The organism is Pseudomonas sp. AC229, assembly GCF_979254655.1.
Window position 1 is genome coordinate 160,274 of record NZ_CEEDHK010000002.1, and the last position, 14,827, is coordinate 175,100.

Genomic DNA, 14,827 nt, shown 5'->3' on the forward strand with positions numbered 1-14,827 from the left:
CGGTTAGCGCCAGTGCGGTCGGCACCACCTTCAGCGACGCGGTTAGCGCCGGTACGGTCAGCACCACTTTCAGCGACACGGTTTGCGCCAGTGCGGTCAGCACCGCCTTCAGCTACACGGTTAGCGCCGGTACGGTCGGAACCACCTTCAGCTACACGGTTAGCGCCAGTGCGGTCGGCACCACCTTCAGCGACGCGGTTAGCGCCGGTACGGTCAGCACCACTTTCAGCGACTGCTTGGGAATTCAGTTGTTGGTACAGGTCGGTGGCGTGAACAGTCACAGCGCTGGCGGCCAGTACGGAGAGGGTCAAGCTGAGGATCAATTTGTTGGTTTTCATGATGTTCGCTCCAGAAGTTTTGTTTGCTTGGGTGTGAAGCTAGTATTGATCGATTTATTTACTGCGAAAAGCGCAAATATCCGCCTAAATATATCCACTTATTAGATATATAAGGCTATGCACAGGCGGATAGCGCCGGTCGCCACTGAGTGTGGGAGGGTTAGTACGGGCTTGCGGTCGGTCGCACGATCAGCTCGCTGACGTCGACATCTGCTGGTTGCTCAACGGCGTAGGCGATGGCGCGAGCGATGGCCGATGCCGGAATGGCAATCTTGCGGAACTCACGCATCTCAGCGCGCCCGCCTTCGTCGGAGATGCTTTCGGCCAGCTCGGATTCCGTCACACCCGGCGCGATGACGGTGACGCGAATGTCGCCGCCCACTTCCTGACGCAACCCTTCGGAGATCGCCCGCACCGCGTATTTGGTGGCGCAATACACAGCGGCGGTTGGGCTGACGGCGTAGGCGCCGATAGAGGCGATGTTGATGATCTGGCCGGCACGCTGTTGCTGCATCAGCGGCAACGTGGCGGCGATTCCGTGCAGCACGCCGCGAATGTTCACGTCGATCATCTGATTCCACTCATTGATCTTCAGCGCTTCGAGTTTGGACAGCGGCATGACACCGGCATTGTTGACCAGCACATCAACGCGACCGTGCCGCTCGACGGCGAAGTCGATAAACGCCTGCACGTCTTGCATGTCGGTAACATCCAGCGCGCGGACATCGGCGATACCACCGGCTTCGCGAATTTCGGCGGCCAGCGTTTCCAGGCGACCGGTACGGCGGGCGCCGAGCACCACGCGCGCGCCCTGACTGGCGAGAAGGCGCGCGGTGGCTTCGCCAATGCCGCTGCTGGCGCCAGTGATGGCGATGACTTTCTGAACGGTTTGCATGGCGTATCTCCTGATCCGTTTTTTTAGAGGTCCTGCCTGAGCAGGTCTGGGATCAAGAATAAAAACGCCGGGCCAGTGAGGGTTATTCGATTCCTGCGGCGTGTTTGCACATTCCTGCAAGCGTGAATTGGCAGCGACAAAGCCATCGCCACCACGCGCCCAATCGCCTAGGGTGTGGTTATCGCTATCCCATGTCAGGAGAAACCATGGACGCCTTTATGCAAGCGGCAATCGAAGAAGCACAGTTGGGACTGGCCGAAGGCGGCATTCCGATTGGCTCGGTGTTAGTGCATGACGGTCGCATCATCGGGCGCGGCCATAACCGTCGTGTGCAAGAGGGCAGCGTGATCAAACACGGCGAAATGGATGCGCTGGAAAACGCCGGCCGCCAACCCGCCAGCCTGTACCGCGACGCGGTGCTCTACACCACGTTGTCGCCCTGCCCCATGTGCAGTGGCGCCATTCTTCTGTACGGCATTCGCCGCGTAATCGTCGGTGAAAACCAGACCTTCATGGGCGACGAGGCGTTGCTGCGAAGCCGTGGCGTGCAAGTCGATGTGCTGCAAAACCACACGTGCGTGTCGCTGATGGAACAGTTCATTGCCGAGCAGCCGCAGCTGTGGAATGAAGACATCGGCGAGTAAACCCTCGCCAACCCGCGTACCTGCGCACGGGGCAGCCGCCCCGTTCTCACCGCCTTACTTCAAACTTTTCCGCGCGTGCACGCGCGAAAGACTTCCCGCCGCGCCAGCCCCTAGATTCGAGCCCCTGCCCGCTTTACGTAATTGCGCGCCGGCCACGCCGTGGTTCGGCAAACCCACAACGAATCGATGCAAGGCATAACTCTAATTACCTGCTCGGTTCTTCGGAGTAAGCATGATGAAAGGCTCGTTCGGCAAAACCACCCTCGGCTGCGCCATGGGGTTAGTTCTGGGGTTTTCACTGCACGCCAGTGCGGCCCCGCAGGAAATCCATTTCGCCAACTGGGGCGATTATGTCGGCCCCACCACCTTCGCCGATTTTGAAAAGGAAACGGGCATCAAGGTGGTGCTGGAACCCTACGACTCCAACGAAATTCTCGAGACCAAACTGCTTACCGGCAACTCCGGCTACGACGTGGTCGTGACCTCCGCAGAGTTTCTCGCCCGCCAGATCAAGGCCGGCATCTACAGCCCGCTCGACCGCGCCCAGTTGCCCAACGCCAAAAACCTCAACCCCGAGCTGATGAAAAGCCTCGAGGCGTCGGATCCCGGCAATACCTTCTCGGTGCCGTACCTGTGGGGCACCATCGGCATTGGCTACAACACCGCCAAAATCAAAGCCGCTCTGGGCGATAACGCGCCCGTGAACAGCTGGGATCTGGTGTTCAAGCCCGAGAATCTGGCCAAGCTCAAAGGCTGCGGCGTGGCCATGCTCGATGCGCCGACCAAGATCATTCCGCTGGCGCTGTTCTACCTGGGCAAAGACCCGAACAGCGAAAATCCCGAGGAGATCGCCGCCGCCACCAAATTGCTGCAAACCCTCAAGCCTTCGATCACCTATTTCAGCTCCACCAAATACATCGCTGACCTCGCCAACGGCGACATTTGCTTGGCCGTCGGCTTTTCCGGCGACGTGCTGCAAGCGCGGCAAAGCGCCATCGACGCGGGCAAGAAAAATGACGTGGCCTATAGCGTGCCGGATCAGGGAAGCAACATCTGGTTCGACAACCTGGCGATTCCCAAAACAGCCAAGAACGCTGCCGGCGCCCATGCGTTTATCAACTACCTGATGCGCCCGGAGGTTATCGCCGGCATCAGCAACTACCTGCGTTACGCCAACCCCAACACCGCCTCGCAACCGCTGCAGGACCAAGCGGTGCGCGAGAACACGGCGATTTACCCAGACGAAAAACTGATCGCGAAAATGTTTGTCAGCCTGCCGCCTTCGCAAACGGCGCTGCGGGTGATTACGCGCAGCTGGAGCACGATCAAGTCGGGCATTTGAGTTGCTCGCCTGAATAAGAAACGCCCGGTCAGAGCCGGGCGTTTCTTATTCAACGAATCGCTTTTGTGTAGGAGCCAGCTTGCTGGCGAAATGGCCACCGCCGCTTTCGCCAGCAAGCTGGCTCCTACAGGTGAGCCTCAGGACTGCGCTTCAATCTTGAAACCAAACCGCGGGAAGTGCACATGCACCACCCCGCCGCGTGGGTCTTCGCGACGCAGAATCAACTCTTCGCGCCCAGCGAACAGCAGCTCACCCGCCACCGGATCGACGCCGTAGTCCGTCGCGGCGATGGTCACCTGTTGTCCCGCCTTGAAACCGTTCGGGTCTTCAAATGCCTCATCGGGCAACGGCGCAGGCGTGGCGGAACGAGCGACTTCCAGCGCCTCTTCTGCCGTCATCGGCGTGGAAGAGCCGTGGCCAAAACCCAGCACGCGCCCAAGCCAGACCGACACCAACGGATAGTCATCCACCAACGGCGCGGTTACCGGCGTGGCCTTGAGGAACCACAACTGGTGAGCCAGGGCGAAGTCGGCATGGCTGGCATCGCCGAAGAGGAAGTCATTGCTGCTGGCCGCGAGCTGCTGCTCTAAACGGGCCATGAATTGCGGCCAGTGGTGTTGCGCTTGCGCCAACGGCACACGGCTGGCGCTGCCGCCGCTGAAAAGACCGGCGCGGTCAGCGATAAACGCTTTCACCGCCTCAGGCGGCAATTTGCCAAAGCGCACGGCGACCGAATCCGGTTGAAACACCAGGGACACCGCGTGTTGGAACAGCACGGAATCGATCCAGTTGGTAAAGCCGGTGATGGCGAACAATTGCTCAGCCGGGAAAAGCGCGGGGGCGGCTTTTTCAGCTTCAAGACGGCGGGCGATCAAGGCGGTATCGCAGTAAATATCGGCGCCTACTTGCAGCACCGGAGTCTTACGGTAGCCGCCGGTCAAGGCGACCAGATCCGGTTTTGGCATGACCGGCGAGATCATGACCGAGCGCCACGACAGCTGCTTGAACCCCAACATCAATCGCGTTTTTTCAGCAAAGGGCGATGTGGGGTAATGGTGCAGAATCAACTCAGACATAACGGCTCCGGGGCGCTAGATGAACGCTGAAGCTTACGCGGCAAAGTGGCCCCGGCCCACCCAATCAAGCTGATGGCGCGGTATCACCCGATTGAATCACCGTGCCGCTCGCCGCAAGCACTTCTTTGGCTTTCTTGCTCAGCCGTTTGATCGCTCGTTCACGTCGCAACGCATCGCCCTTGTTTTCACAACGCTCTACATACACCAGCGCCACCGCCGGGCTGGAATAAAAGAAGCGCGCGCCTTTGCCGCTCTGATGTACCGCGAAGCGCCGATGCGCGTCATCGCTGATTCCACAATACAAGGCGCCATTGGCCGCGCGGACCAAGTAGACGAACCAGGGCTTGGCGCTTGGCTCGCAAGCGGGAGGCGGCTCGTAAACGGATGGGGATTCGCGATCACAGGGGGAAGCGGGCAACTGCAACCTGAGTACCTTGTAGAAAGTATTACTGCGCTGGCAGCGCAGCGGGTTGGGCATGGTAACCGAGGCACGGCTGCACATAGTTGGGCGATTCACCGCATTTTTCCTAGCGCATCGCCGGACTCTCCAGGCCGCAGCCCAGGATCCTTCGACCTGCGCCCACCCAGCAAGCTGAATACACTGATGCCTCCCGTATACTGGAGCGACACTATGCTAACGCTGTATACCAATGAGGCCCCTGTAATGGCATCGCCCGTCCTGTCATTTCGAGTTGAAGACGATCTGGTTGAACGCTTGGACGAGCTCGCCCAAGCGACAGATCGTGATCGCCAATACCACCTCAAGCGCGCACTGGCGCGCTATGTGGAAGCCGAGTCTTGGCAGCTTCAAGCCACCATCCAAGGAATTGAGGATGCCGACGCCGGCAACCTCACGGATATCGACGCAGTGAAAGCGAAGTGGGTGAACCGTGCGAAAACTCGTACTGACCAATAAAGCCGAAAGCGATCTGGAGGCGATCCACGACCACTATGAAGCCTTAGTGGGGGCGGCCCATGCGGACGCCCTCGTGGTACGCCTTCTTGATTCGCTGCATTGTTTGCAGCGGTTCAACGGGCTGGGCCGGCCCTCACAGGCTCCCGGCATTCGGGAGCTGGTGTTAAACGAGTTGCCCTTTATCGCGCCCTATCGATTTGTCAAAAACGAGATTCAGGTGCTGCGGCTGTTGCACCAGCGCGCCGAGCGAGGCGAAAGCGGCTGAACGGCTACGGTTCAACTCAGCGCCCGGCCCGAAACGCCGCCAACCCTTTGCTCGCCTGCTTACGAATGGCGCCCTGCACCAGCGGCGTCCAGCCCAGCAACGTGCCTTTGGTCCCTAGCGCCTGGGCAGACCATTTCCACAGGTCAAACCGATCGCGGTGCTCAACGATTTTGCCGTCGCGAAAAACGAAGCTTGCCTGAATGCGATTAACCACCGTGCGCCCGGTGCCGCTGAATAAATAAGTAGCGACCCAGTGCGCACTGCCACTTTGCTCATCGGCTTGCACGTTTGAATAATCGAGCGAGAAGTTCTGCGCACGGCTGGTGAGCATGCGCCACATATCAGCGGCTTCGCTGCCTTTGAGCACGGGGAACACCGGATCACTGAAGGTCACGTCATCGGCATAGCACGCGGCCATGGCTTCAGCGTCTTGGCGCTGGAAGGCTTGGTAGAAACGGGTGATCAGTTCGGCGTTGGGGTGGCTCATGACGGCTCCGGTTGGCGATGGAAGTGGCGGCATTATCGAGTCACGGGTCAAAAACCACGATTGGCTAAATCGACAAGTTTGTGTTCAAAATAGCCATCCTCTCGTTTTACGGTTAGCGCTTCATGTTGCGCATCGCCCTCTATATTTGCCCGCAAACGGTGTGCTCGAGCCTGAGCATGGCCATGGATGCCTTTCAACTGGCAAACCAGCTAGCCGGCGAGCGCCTGTTCCATTTACAGCGCTTCAGTCTGGACGGCCGCGCCGTGCAACTGCAGTTCGCGAGCATCAGCGTAGACGCAGATTTGAGCCTGGCCGAGAGCGCCGACTTGATCCTGCTGCCGGCAACCGGCAGCGCCATCGACACCACCTTGAGCGTGAACGCTGCCTTGTTGCCTTGGCTGGCGAAACAGGCGCCGCGGCGTTTGCTCGCCAGTTTGTGCAGCAGTGCCTTTTTGCTCGGCGCCGCCGGGGTTCTCGACGGTCGCACTGCCACCACTCACTGGAGCCTCGCATCGCAGTTTCGCCAGCGTTTTCCACGCGTGAACCTGCAAGCTGAACACCTGCTCACCCACGATGACCGCCTGTTCTGCTCCGGCGGCGCGCACGCCGGGCTAGACCTGTGCCTGTACCTGATCGGCTGGCATGCCGGTGCCGACCTGGCGCACAAGGTCGCCGCCGCGCTGGTATTCGACCAAGGCCGTGGCGAGCAAACCCGTTTTGCACCGCTGGTGCCCGACACCCCACGCACTGACCCGCTGCATCCACTGCTGGCCTGGATGCGCGAACACCACGCCGAGCCGCTGGACTTACCGCGCCTGGCCCAGCAGGCCAATTGCTCACCGCGTACCTTGCTGCGGCGTTTTCGCGCCAGCACCGGCATCACGCCCAACGAGTATTTGCAGCGGCTACGCATTAGCGCGGCCCAGGCGGCGCTGCGTCAGCCGGCGCGCTCGTTGGAACAGGTGGCCGCCGACGTCGGCTTCGGTGACCGTGCGGCTTTTGCCAAACTGTTCAAGCATTTATCCGGCGAAACGCCGGGTGCCTTTCGCCAACGCTTGCGCGGTTAACAGCCGCCAGACAAAACGGCCGTCACCGCATAGAATCGCCGCAGCCTTTAGGAGACGCCTGCCATGCTGATGGTGATTTCACCCGCCAAGACCCTTGACTACGACACCCCACCTGCAACCAGCCGCCATACCCAACCGCAACACATCGACCACGCCCAGGAACTGATCGCCCAACTGCGCGACTTCACCCCGGCGCAGGTGGCCGAGCTGATGCACCTGTCGGACAAGCTTGCTGCCTTGAACGTGGCGCGCTTCGGTAGCTGGTCGCCAAAATTCACCAAAAAGAACGCCAAGCAAGCACTGCTGGCGTTCAAGGGCGACGTGTACACCGGCATGCACGCCGACGACTTCAGCGAAGACGACTTCGACTTTGCGCAAAAGCATTTACGCATGCTTTCCGGCCTATACGGCGTGCTGCGCCCGCTGGACTTGATGCAGCCGTACCGCCTGGAAATGGGCACCAAACTCGCCAACGCGCGCGGCAAGGATTTATACGCATTCTGGGGCGACAGCATCAGCGGCTGGCTGAACCAGGCGCTCAAAGCGCAAGGCGATGACGTGCTGCTGAACCTGGCCTCCAACGAATACTTTGGCGCGGTGAAACGTCAGGCGCTGAAAGCGCGAATCATCAACACCGACTTCAAAGACCTGAAAAACGGCCAGTACAAAATCATTAGTTTCTACGCCAAAAAAGCGCGCGGAATGATGGCGCGGTACGTCATTAAAGAGCGCCTCACCGACCCGGCCGGCTTGAAGGATTTCAACGACCAGGGTTACCGGTTCGATGCGGCGCAATCCAAGCCCGATCACTTAGTGTTTTTGCGCGACGCGGCTGAAAACTGAAGCCGTATACGCAAAAAAAAACAGCCGCTTTACGCGGCTGTTTTTTTTGCATGGAACAAGGCGCTTAGCTCATTTCAGAGCGATGTAGCGTTACGGCTTGATCTGGAAGACTGCATTGATTTTCTGCGCCTCCAACAACTGCTTACGGAACGTTTCAGGCGAATTGGCCATTGTCTCCAGGACCGCGTCGTAGCTCATTTCCACAATAATCGGGACCCAGACTCCCGACTTGAACCGGTACTCGACGCTGGTGCCACGTGCGATAACCTGAGCGGCGCCGTTGACGAACAGATTGGTTTCCCAGGCAGAGTTTCGGACCAGCTTCAGCACGGAACCTTCGCTAGCAGTGGCAGGCAAGTGGATATTGCCCGTCCAGTTGCCATCTGACAGCACCAGAGTCACGCGCATGGGCGTGCGGAAATACTGGCTCAACCCATCTTTTCTATTTTCAAGCGCGCGCAGCTGGGCGTCCTTACTCAAGGTGATGGCATTGGTAGACCATGCCCCGTTAGTAAATGTATAGGTACGCGTTTCGCCGTATTCAGGCGTATCGATGCCGTACTCTTTGCTGACAATATCGGTCGGCCAGGCACCAGTACGTGTCAGCGTGAATACGCTTCCTTCAGCCACGTTAGAGACGGGCAAAACGACGGTTCCGGTCCAGGCACCATTTTTGGTAACCGCGATCACCTGCTTGTATGACTTGAGCAACGTCTCGACATTAATGGCACGAAGCTGTTGGTCATCCGTGATGGTTATCGACTCCTGACGAACCGGATCAACGACCGGAGGGGTAACGGGCGGCTTGGGCGTACCCGGCTCAGCAGGCGTTTGCGCCGAAGACATAGCGTCAATCATGGCGTTCACTTTCGCCACTTGTGCGCTCATGGAAAGTTGTTCAGTGCTGGCACCAAAGTTCCAAACAAAGAGACCGCCGAAACCATTTTCGGCCTGCCACTTAGCGCGGGCCACGTTGTTCTCATCGGTTTCAACAAACGGCCCCTGCGGTGACCACTGTGCGTTGATGGTATTGCCCAGCACCACTTTTGACTTATCGCCCAGAACATTCGCGTAGTTCTGCAGCGCCACTTGGTATTTGAAATTCTTACCCGCGTCATAGGTCATGACGTTGAAGAAATCGAAAATATTTTTCGATTTGGCCAGCAGTTCCACCACTTCCCCATGGTGCGCCGACCGATCGGTTTCGATGTAGGAGCAGTTTTCCAGCACAGCGCTGTTCGCGCATTCCACAGGATCCGCGCCTACGTGATAGGTGGTGAGCGACATAGTCTTGTTTGGAGCCAACTCGCGGATGCGCTGGACCAGCGCCAGCAGGTGGGCATTTTCTTCGGGAGTAATACGTGCTGCTTTCTCGAAGTCGAAGTCGACGCCATCCAATTGAACAGTGCCGGCCTTTTGATAAACGGTAAAATTGCAACTGCCGTCCCAGTTGAAGCTCAGGCAGCCGTCAACGATATTGTCCGGCGTCAGGTTCTTGCCATACACCGGAAAATCGGTGTTGAGCAGGGCAACTATGTTCTTGGCCAGAATCTCACGGGCTTCCGGCGTCTGGATGTAAGACCAGATGCTTTCGTATGTTTGCCCGCCAAATGCCAACAGCATCTTGCGTTTGGAATTGTTGTGTTTGAGTTCGGTCCAGGCGATGTATCCCGGCGACATCCAGTAAGGGTCATACGCTGGAATGGTGACGATATCGTCAGAGGAACTAATAGTGCCCTTAGCATCCCATTGACCAAACGAAAGCATGTACGTATCGACCGCCGACTTCTCCAGCGCGGCCGCGTCAGACAGCCCCCACGACGTCAGATAAGCAACCTTGTGAGGCGCGCCCGCGAAAGCGGTCAACGAGCCGCACATCAATAGCGCGGCTAAAGCGGTCTTTGAACTAACCATGGTGTCCTCTCTTCAATTTGATTGGGAGACTGCGAGGCAGAAAGCCAGCAGCGACGCCAGGCTAGGCACGCAAAAAAAAGAAAGAAGTAGGTTCTGTACCCGTCGTTGCAGGAAGCGTCCGAAATTCAGCGAAGTTTGCGGAGGGAATTTGGTTGGCGAATCTGGCCGTTCCGGCCCATAACAAAAGCTGCGCAGTGGATATTTGGCGTCAGATAACAAGCGATACGTGCGAGCCGTGAACGGCAAAGACCTGAAACGTTCCCTGCACTATGCCTAACTTTAATTCGGCGTTATGGCCCTAACTGTCGTGCCTGCGCCGGCGGCACTTCAACTAATCTTTAGTAGTGGCCAAAAGTTATTGAACTGCTTAACGCCCTATAACCGGCGGCATACAGCGCGCCTGCCACTATATTGAAATCACCTTTAATAAGCCGCTTATTTCAAAGTATTGCGAAACCCTGACGAACGGTAGGAACTATCATTTCCCCAGCGGGCTCATAAACCCCGTAACGACTTTACAGGTCGACTTTCTTAGTGCTGCCCGCACTAGCCGACCCAACTTGCGCATTAAGCCGTGGATGTTTATTCGCTATAAGTCGCTACAACCAAAGCGCTACAAACCCGATGTAAACGAAGCAGCACATGATGGAGAAGCAGTACCCAAAAGACCTACTGCACAGCCTCACCAAGGGCTCTACGACCAGTGTTGGAGCGTAGGCCTGCTAGCCGGGCGCATCCCTCTTACAACATGCCCAAACACGCATTCACGCAGTTGAATGTGACGAACTTTTTATGCCTGCGCTTTTGCGGCTTATATAAGCGAAGCGCTTTACATGGGCGGTGGTTAATTAATCACCCACTGTTTAACGGCGTAACTCAAGTAATAGGTGAATACAATGCGTATTAGCATTTTTGGTTTAGGTTATGTCGGCGCAGTATGTGCCGGTTGCCTGTCTGCACGCGGTCACGAAGTTGTAGGTGTGGATATATCCGAAGACAAGATCAACCTGATCAATAGCGGCAAATCGCCAATCGTCGAACCCGGCCTTGAAGCCTTGTTACAGCAGGGCATAGAGACCGGCCGCCTGCGAGGCACCACCGATGTTGCCGCTGCAATACGCGACACCGAACTTTCGATGCTGTGCGTCGGTACCCCGAGCAAGAAAAACGGCGACCTGGAGCTCGATTACATCGAGTCGGTGTGCCGCGAAATCGGCTTTGTCCTGCGCGACAAAACGACCCGCCACACCGTGGTGGTGCGCAGTACCGTGCTGCCCGGCACGGTGAAGAATGTGGTTATTCCCCTGCTCGAAGATTGCTCGGGCAAAAAAGCCGGTGTGGATTTTGGCGTAGCGGTGAACCCGGAATTCCTGCGTGAAAGCACGGCGATCAAAGACTACGACCAGCCGCCGATGACCGTGATTGGCGAGCTGGACAAACAATCGGGCGACGCCTTGGAATCGCTGTACAGCGAGCTGGACGCGCCGATCATCCGCAAAGACATCGAAGTCGCCGAGATGATCAAGTACACCTGCAATGTCTGGCACGCGGCCAAGGTCACGTTCGCCAACGAGATCGGCAACATCGCCAAAGCCGTCGGCGTCGATGGTCGCGAGGTGATGGACGTGGTCTGCCAGGACAAAACCCTCAACCTGTCGCAGTACTACATGCGCCCCGGCTTTGCCTTTGGCGGTTCCTGCCTGCCCAAAGACGTGCGCGCCCTCACCTACCGCGCCAGCCAGCTGGACGTCGAACATCCGATGCTGGGCGCCATCATGCGCAGCAACGTAGCCCAGGTGCAGAACGCCTTCGACATCATTGCCAGCCACGACAAACGCAAGGTCGCCTTGCTCGGCCTGAGCTTCAAAGCCGGCACCGATGACCTGCGCGAAAGCCCGCTGGTGGAGCTGGCCGAGATGCTGATCGGCAAAGGCTTCGACCTGAGCATCTACGACAGCAACGTCGAATATGCGCGGGTCCACGGGGCGAACAAGGACTACATCGAGTCGAAGATTCCCCACGTTTCATCCTTGCTCAACAGCGACTTCAACGAGGTGGTGGATAACTCCGACATCATCGTTCTGGGCAACCGCGATGAGCGGTTCCGGCCACTGGCGCAGCATGCCCCGAAGGGCAAGCAAGTGGTCGATCTGGTGGGCTTCATGAAGCACACCAGCAACGGCACTACCGAAGGCATCTGCTGGTAGCCGTAAGTCCGGGGCGCGCGATGTTTGGCTGAAGTGCCGCCCCGACTTTTACCCCCTGCCTTACACGCAACACGGTCGCGCGCGCAGTGCGCTGCGCCTTGGCCGAAGGCATGTTTTTGAGAGACGGACAGGACACCTAAATGGATAGGCTCAAGCAGGGTTTAACAGAAGGCGCGGGGTGGCTGCTCTACCTCAGCCTCTTGTGCGCACTCGCCCTCGCACTACCCCGATCAGTGTTCGACCCCGAGTCCAAACACTTCATTCTGCTCATCGGTGTGGTGGGCATCTGGCGCTACTCCATGGGCGCGCTGCATTTCCTGCGCGGCGTGCTGTTTTTGTACGTGGTGTTTCCCCATTACCGGCGCAAGGCGCAGAAGCTTGGCGAGGCGGCAGACCCGTCCCACGTGTTTCTAATGGTCACCAGTTTTCGTATCGATGCACTGACCACGGCGCAGGTGTACCAGTCGGTGATTCGCGAGGCGATTGAATGCGGCTACCCCACCACTGTGGTGTGCTCCATCGTCGAACTCTCCGACGAATTCCTGGTGAAAAGCCTGTGGGAAAAATACAACCCGCCGGAACGCGTCACCCTCGACTTCGTGCGTATCGCCGGCACCGGCAAACGCGATGGTTTGGCCCACGGCTTCCGCGCCATTTCCCGGCACCTGCCTGACCGCGATGCCGTGGTGGCGGTGATCGATGGCGACAGCGTGCTCGAGCCTGGCGTGGTGCGCCGCACCGTGCCGTATTTCAAGCTGTTCCCCAATGTCGGCGGCCTCACCACTAACGAATTCTGCGAAGTGCGCGGCAGCTACATCATGAGCGAGTGGCACAAGCTGCGCTTCGCTCAGCGGCACATCAACATGTGCTCGATGGGCCTGTCCAAGCGCGTGCTGACGCTGACCGGGCGGATGTCGATGTTCCGCGCGCCGGTGATCAGCAACCCTGAATTTATCGCCGACGTGGAAAGCGACTCGCTCGACCACTGGCGCCTGGGCCGCTTCAGGTTTCTCACCGGCGACGACAAGTCCAGCTGGTACAGCCTGATGCGCCTGGGCTACGACACGTTCTATGTGCCCGACGCTGCGATCAACACCGTCGAGCACCCGCCGGAAAAGAGTTTTATCAAGGCCAGCCGCAAGCTGATGTTTCGCTGGTACGGCAACAACCTGCGGCAGAACTCGCGGGCCATGAAATTGGGCGTCAAGCGCCTCGGGCTGTTCACCAGCGTGGTGCTGTTCGACCAGCGCGTGTCGATGTGGACCTGCCTGCTGGGCCTCACCGTGGCGATCATCGCCAGCCTCAAATACAGCATCGCGTTCTTTCTCGTGTACCTGCTGTGGATCGGCTTTACCCGCCTGGTGCTGACGCTGTTGCTCGCAGTCAGCGGCCACCACATCGGCCCCGCTTACCCGGTGATTCTTTATTACAACCAGATCGTCGGCGCGATGGTGAAGATCTACGTGTTCTTCCGCCTTGACCAGCAATCCTGGACCCGCCAGCCGACCAAGCTCAACCGCGACCTCGCCAGCTTTCAGCAGTGGTTCAACACCTGGTCGTCGCGAACCATGACCTTCTCTGCCACCAGTGTGTTTGTCGCCACGCTGCTGCTGGTGGTGTGAGCGCGACCCCAATGCATCAACGACTCTCGAGTAGGAACAAGCCCATGAATACAGCCGTCAACGTCAATGTGGTGCACGAATCCGAAGCCCAGCGTCAGTTCGCCCGGGTGCGCCTGCCGGCCAAAATCCGCTTCAGCGGCAAGAACCGCGAGGTGGTGGAACAGACCGTCACCGACATGTCTGCCGGCGGCTTCAGCTACGCGGCGGCCACTAGCAACGTGCAGGTGGGCGACTTTCACAAAGGCAAAATGCTCTTCGTGATCGACAACATCACCCTGGCCATCGACACCGAATTCCAGGTGCGTTCGGTAGACCCCGACACCCAGCGCGTCGGCTGCCAATTCAGCAATATGCGCCCACGGGAAATCGCCACGCTGCGCCATTTGATTACCGCCCACTTGAGCGGCGAACTGGTCAGCGTCGGTGAGCTGCTCACCACCTTGCAGCGCGAAAACTTCACCAAAGCGCGTAAGCAAAAAACCGGCGCCGGCATGAGCGCGTTTGCCCGCATGCGCGCGGTCACCTTTAGTGTTGGCGTGTTCCTGGTCGGCCTGCTGGCGTTCGGTTTTCTGTTCAAATCCATCTACAGCCTGTACTTCGTCACCCACGCGCAATCGGCGCTGGTCAACGTGCCGGGTATGCAGGTGACGATGCCGCGCGAAGGCACGGTGCAAAGCCTGATCGGCGCCGACGGCCTGGTTAAAAAAGGCGCGCCTATCGCCACCTTCAGCGCCTCGATGCTGGAAATGCTCAAGGGCCATCTGGACGACAAACAACTGAGCCCGTCCAACGTCGCCACGCTGTTCAGCAAGCAAATGAAAGGCACCCTGACCAGCCCATGCGACTGCGTGCTGGCCAAGCAATACGTGGCCGACGGCCAATACGCGAGCAAGGGCGATGTGATTTTCGACTTGGTTTCTCGCGAGGCCAAAGCGCAAATCGAAGCGCGTTTCCCCTACAGCAAATTCAACGAAATCAAGCCCGGCGCCCGAGTGAATTTCCAGGTCGCTGGCGTGGATGAGGTGCGCAGCGGCAAGGTGCTCAGCAGCAGCCTGAATGACACCGGTAATTTGTCGTCGGACATTCGCGTGGTGATCCAACCCGACGAGCCGCTGGACAACGCCCTGGCCGGTCGCCCGGTGGAAGTGAGCAGCGACAACGGTCCGTCCTTCGGCTGGTTCGCCGACAAGGCGCTGGCGGCAGGGCTTTAA

The 14,827-nt window shown here is 58.5% G+C and carries 15 protein-coding genes; 9 read left to right on the top strand and 6 right to left on the bottom strand.

The window, feature by feature from the left end; translation table 11 throughout:
- Together AC0IW7_RS03350 and AC0IW7_RS03355 are read right to left on the bottom strand one after the other, a co-directional pair.
- The coding region (locus AC0IW7_RS03350) for a hypothetical protein (RefSeq protein WP_471815736.1) at window positions 1-338 on the bottom strand (338 nt) is incomplete at its 3' end.
- A 160-nt stretch (window positions 339-498) separates the two neighbouring features.
- Entirely contained in the window at window positions 499-1,233 is a 735-nt protein-coding gene (locus AC0IW7_RS03355; protein ID WP_471815738.1) for an SDR family oxidoreductase, read from the bottom strand.
- Window positions 1,234-1,439: 206 nt separating this feature from the next.
- Here AC0IW7_RS03355 and AC0IW7_RS03360 point away from each other — a divergent pair, with 206 nt between their 5' ends.
- Window positions 1,440-1,877, top strand: a complete 438-nt coding sequence (locus tag AC0IW7_RS03360) for a nucleoside deaminase (protein ID WP_471815739.1) — start codon at window positions 1,440-1,442, stop codon at window positions 1,875-1,877.
- A 232-nt stretch (window positions 1,878-2,109) separates the two neighbouring features.
- A complete protein-coding gene (locus AC0IW7_RS03365) occupies window positions 2,110-3,219 on the top strand; it encodes a polyamine ABC transporter substrate-binding protein (protein WP_471815740.1) in 1,110 nt (369 codons plus the stop codon).
- A 137-nt stretch (window positions 3,220-3,356) separates the two neighbouring features.
- On the opposite strand, the gene AC0IW7_RS03370 is transcribed toward AC0IW7_RS03365, so the two are convergent.
- Together AC0IW7_RS03370 and AC0IW7_RS03375 are read right to left on the bottom strand one after the other, a co-directional pair.
- Window positions 3,357-4,295 carry a glutathione S-transferase family protein gene (locus tag AC0IW7_RS03370; protein ID WP_471815742.1) on the bottom strand — a complete coding sequence of 313 codons (939 nt, stop codon included), beginning with the start codon at window positions 4,293-4,295 and terminating at the stop codon, window positions 3,357-3,359.
- A gap of 64 nt (window positions 4,296-4,359) precedes the next feature.
- On the bottom strand, window positions 4,360-4,623 hold the full coding sequence (locus AC0IW7_RS03375) for a GIY-YIG nuclease family protein (RefSeq protein WP_471816106.1): 264 nt from the start codon (window positions 4,621-4,623) through the stop codon (window positions 4,360-4,362).
- A gap of 336 nt (window positions 4,624-4,959) precedes the next feature.
- Between AC0IW7_RS03375 and AC0IW7_RS03380 the strand changes: the two genes are divergently transcribed.
- Window positions 4,960-5,211 carry a ribbon-helix-helix protein, CopG family gene (locus AC0IW7_RS03380; protein WP_122492864.1) on the top strand — a complete coding sequence of 84 codons (252 nt, stop codon included), beginning with the start codon at window positions 4,960-4,962 and terminating at the stop codon, window positions 5,209-5,211.
- Window positions 5,186-5,476, top strand: a complete 291-nt coding sequence (locus tag AC0IW7_RS03385; RefSeq protein ID WP_471815744.1) for a type II toxin-antitoxin system RelE/ParE family toxin — start codon at window positions 5,186-5,188, stop codon at window positions 5,474-5,476. The genes AC0IW7_RS03380 and AC0IW7_RS03385 overlap by 26 nt, the downstream gene beginning before the upstream one ends.
- Before the next feature lie 16 nt (window positions 5,477-5,492).
- Here AC0IW7_RS03385 and AC0IW7_RS03390 read toward each other — a convergent pair whose 3' ends face one another.
- Window positions 5,493-5,963, bottom strand: coding sequence for a nuclear transport factor 2 family protein (locus AC0IW7_RS03390; protein WP_471815746.1), 471 nt, complete (start codon window positions 5,961-5,963; stop codon window positions 5,493-5,495).
- Window positions 5,964-6,085: 122 nt separating this feature from the next.
- Between AC0IW7_RS03390 and AC0IW7_RS03395 the strand changes: the two genes are divergently transcribed.
- Together AC0IW7_RS03395 and yaaA are read left to right on the top strand one after the other, a co-directional pair.
- Entirely contained in the window at window positions 6,086-7,030 is a 945-nt protein-coding gene (locus tag AC0IW7_RS03395) for a GlxA family transcriptional regulator (RefSeq protein WP_471815748.1), read from the top strand.
- A 63-nt stretch (window positions 7,031-7,093) separates the two neighbouring features.
- Entirely contained in the window at window positions 7,094-7,873 is a 780-nt protein-coding gene (yaaA, locus tag AC0IW7_RS03400; RefSeq protein WP_471815750.1) for a peroxide stress protein YaaA, read from the top strand.
- A 90-nt stretch (window positions 7,874-7,963) separates the two neighbouring features.
- On the opposite strand, the gene AC0IW7_RS03405 is transcribed toward yaaA, so the two are convergent.
- Complete coding sequence (locus AC0IW7_RS03405; protein ID WP_471815752.1) at window positions 7,964-9,787, bottom strand: glycoside hydrolase family 18 protein; 1,824 nt, start codon at window positions 9,785-9,787, stop codon at window positions 7,964-7,966.
- A gap of 896 nt (window positions 9,788-10,683) precedes the next feature.
- Here AC0IW7_RS03405 and algD point away from each other — a divergent pair.
- The 3 genes from algD to AC0IW7_RS03420 all read left to right on the top strand — a co-directional run bounded on the left by algD (window position 10,684) and on the right by AC0IW7_RS03420 (window position 14,827).
- Window positions 10,684-11,994 (top strand): GDP-mannose 6-dehydrogenase, encoded by a 1,311-nt coding sequence (algD, locus tag AC0IW7_RS03410; protein ID WP_471815754.1) that lies wholly within the window; start codon window positions 10,684-10,686, stop codon window positions 11,992-11,994.
- A 140-nt stretch (window positions 11,995-12,134) separates the two neighbouring features.
- Entirely contained in the window at window positions 12,135-13,616 is a 1,482-nt protein-coding gene (alg8, locus tag AC0IW7_RS03415; protein WP_463381810.1) for a mannuronan synthase, read from the top strand.
- A 44-nt stretch (window positions 13,617-13,660) separates the two neighbouring features.
- The gene (locus AC0IW7_RS03420) at window positions 13,661-14,827 is read left to right on the top strand and encodes a PilZ domain-containing protein (protein ID WP_471815756.1); all 1,167 of its coding nucleotides are present in this window, start codon (window positions 13,661-13,663) and stop codon (window positions 14,825-14,827) included.

Coding starts and splice junctions, on each gene's coding strand:
- AC0IW7_RS03355 (WP_471815738.1), bottom strand. CDS start 1,233: ATGCAAACCGTTCAGAAAGTCATCGCCATCACTGGCGCCAGCAGCGGC.
- AC0IW7_RS03360 (WP_471815739.1), top strand. CDS start 1,440: ATGGACGCCTTTATGCAAGCGGCAATCGAAGAAGCACAGTTGGGACTG.
- AC0IW7_RS03365 (WP_471815740.1), top strand. CDS start 2,110: ATGATGAAAGGCTCGTTCGGCAAAACCACCCTCGGCTGCGCCATGGGG.
- AC0IW7_RS03370 (WP_471815742.1), bottom strand. CDS start 4,295: ATGTCTGAGTTGATTCTGCACCATTACCCCACATCGCCCTTTGCTGAA.
- AC0IW7_RS03380 (WP_122492864.1), top strand. CDS start 4,960: ATGGCATCGCCCGTCCTGTCATTTCGAGTTGAAGACGATCTGGTTGAA.
- AC0IW7_RS03390 (WP_471815746.1), bottom strand. CDS start 5,963: ATGAGCCACCCCAACGCCGAACTGATCACCCGTTTCTACCAAGCCTTC.
- AC0IW7_RS03395 (WP_471815748.1), top strand. CDS start 6,086: ATGTTGCGCATCGCCCTCTATATTTGCCCGCAAACGGTGTGCTCGAGC.
- yaaA (WP_471815750.1), top strand. CDS start 7,094: ATGCTGATGGTGATTTCACCCGCCAAGACCCTTGACTACGACACCCCA.
- AC0IW7_RS03405 (WP_471815752.1), bottom strand. CDS start 9,787: ATGGTTAGTTCAAAGACCGCTTTAGCCGCGCTATTGATGTGCGGCTCG.
- algD (WP_471815754.1), top strand. CDS start 10,684: ATGCGTATTAGCATTTTTGGTTTAGGTTATGTCGGCGCAGTATGTGCC.
- alg8 (WP_463381810.1), top strand. CDS start 12,135: ATGGATAGGCTCAAGCAGGGTTTAACAGAAGGCGCGGGGTGGCTGCTC.
- AC0IW7_RS03420 (WP_471815756.1), top strand. CDS start 13,661: ATGAATACAGCCGTCAACGTCAATGTGGTGCACGAATCCGAAGCCCAG.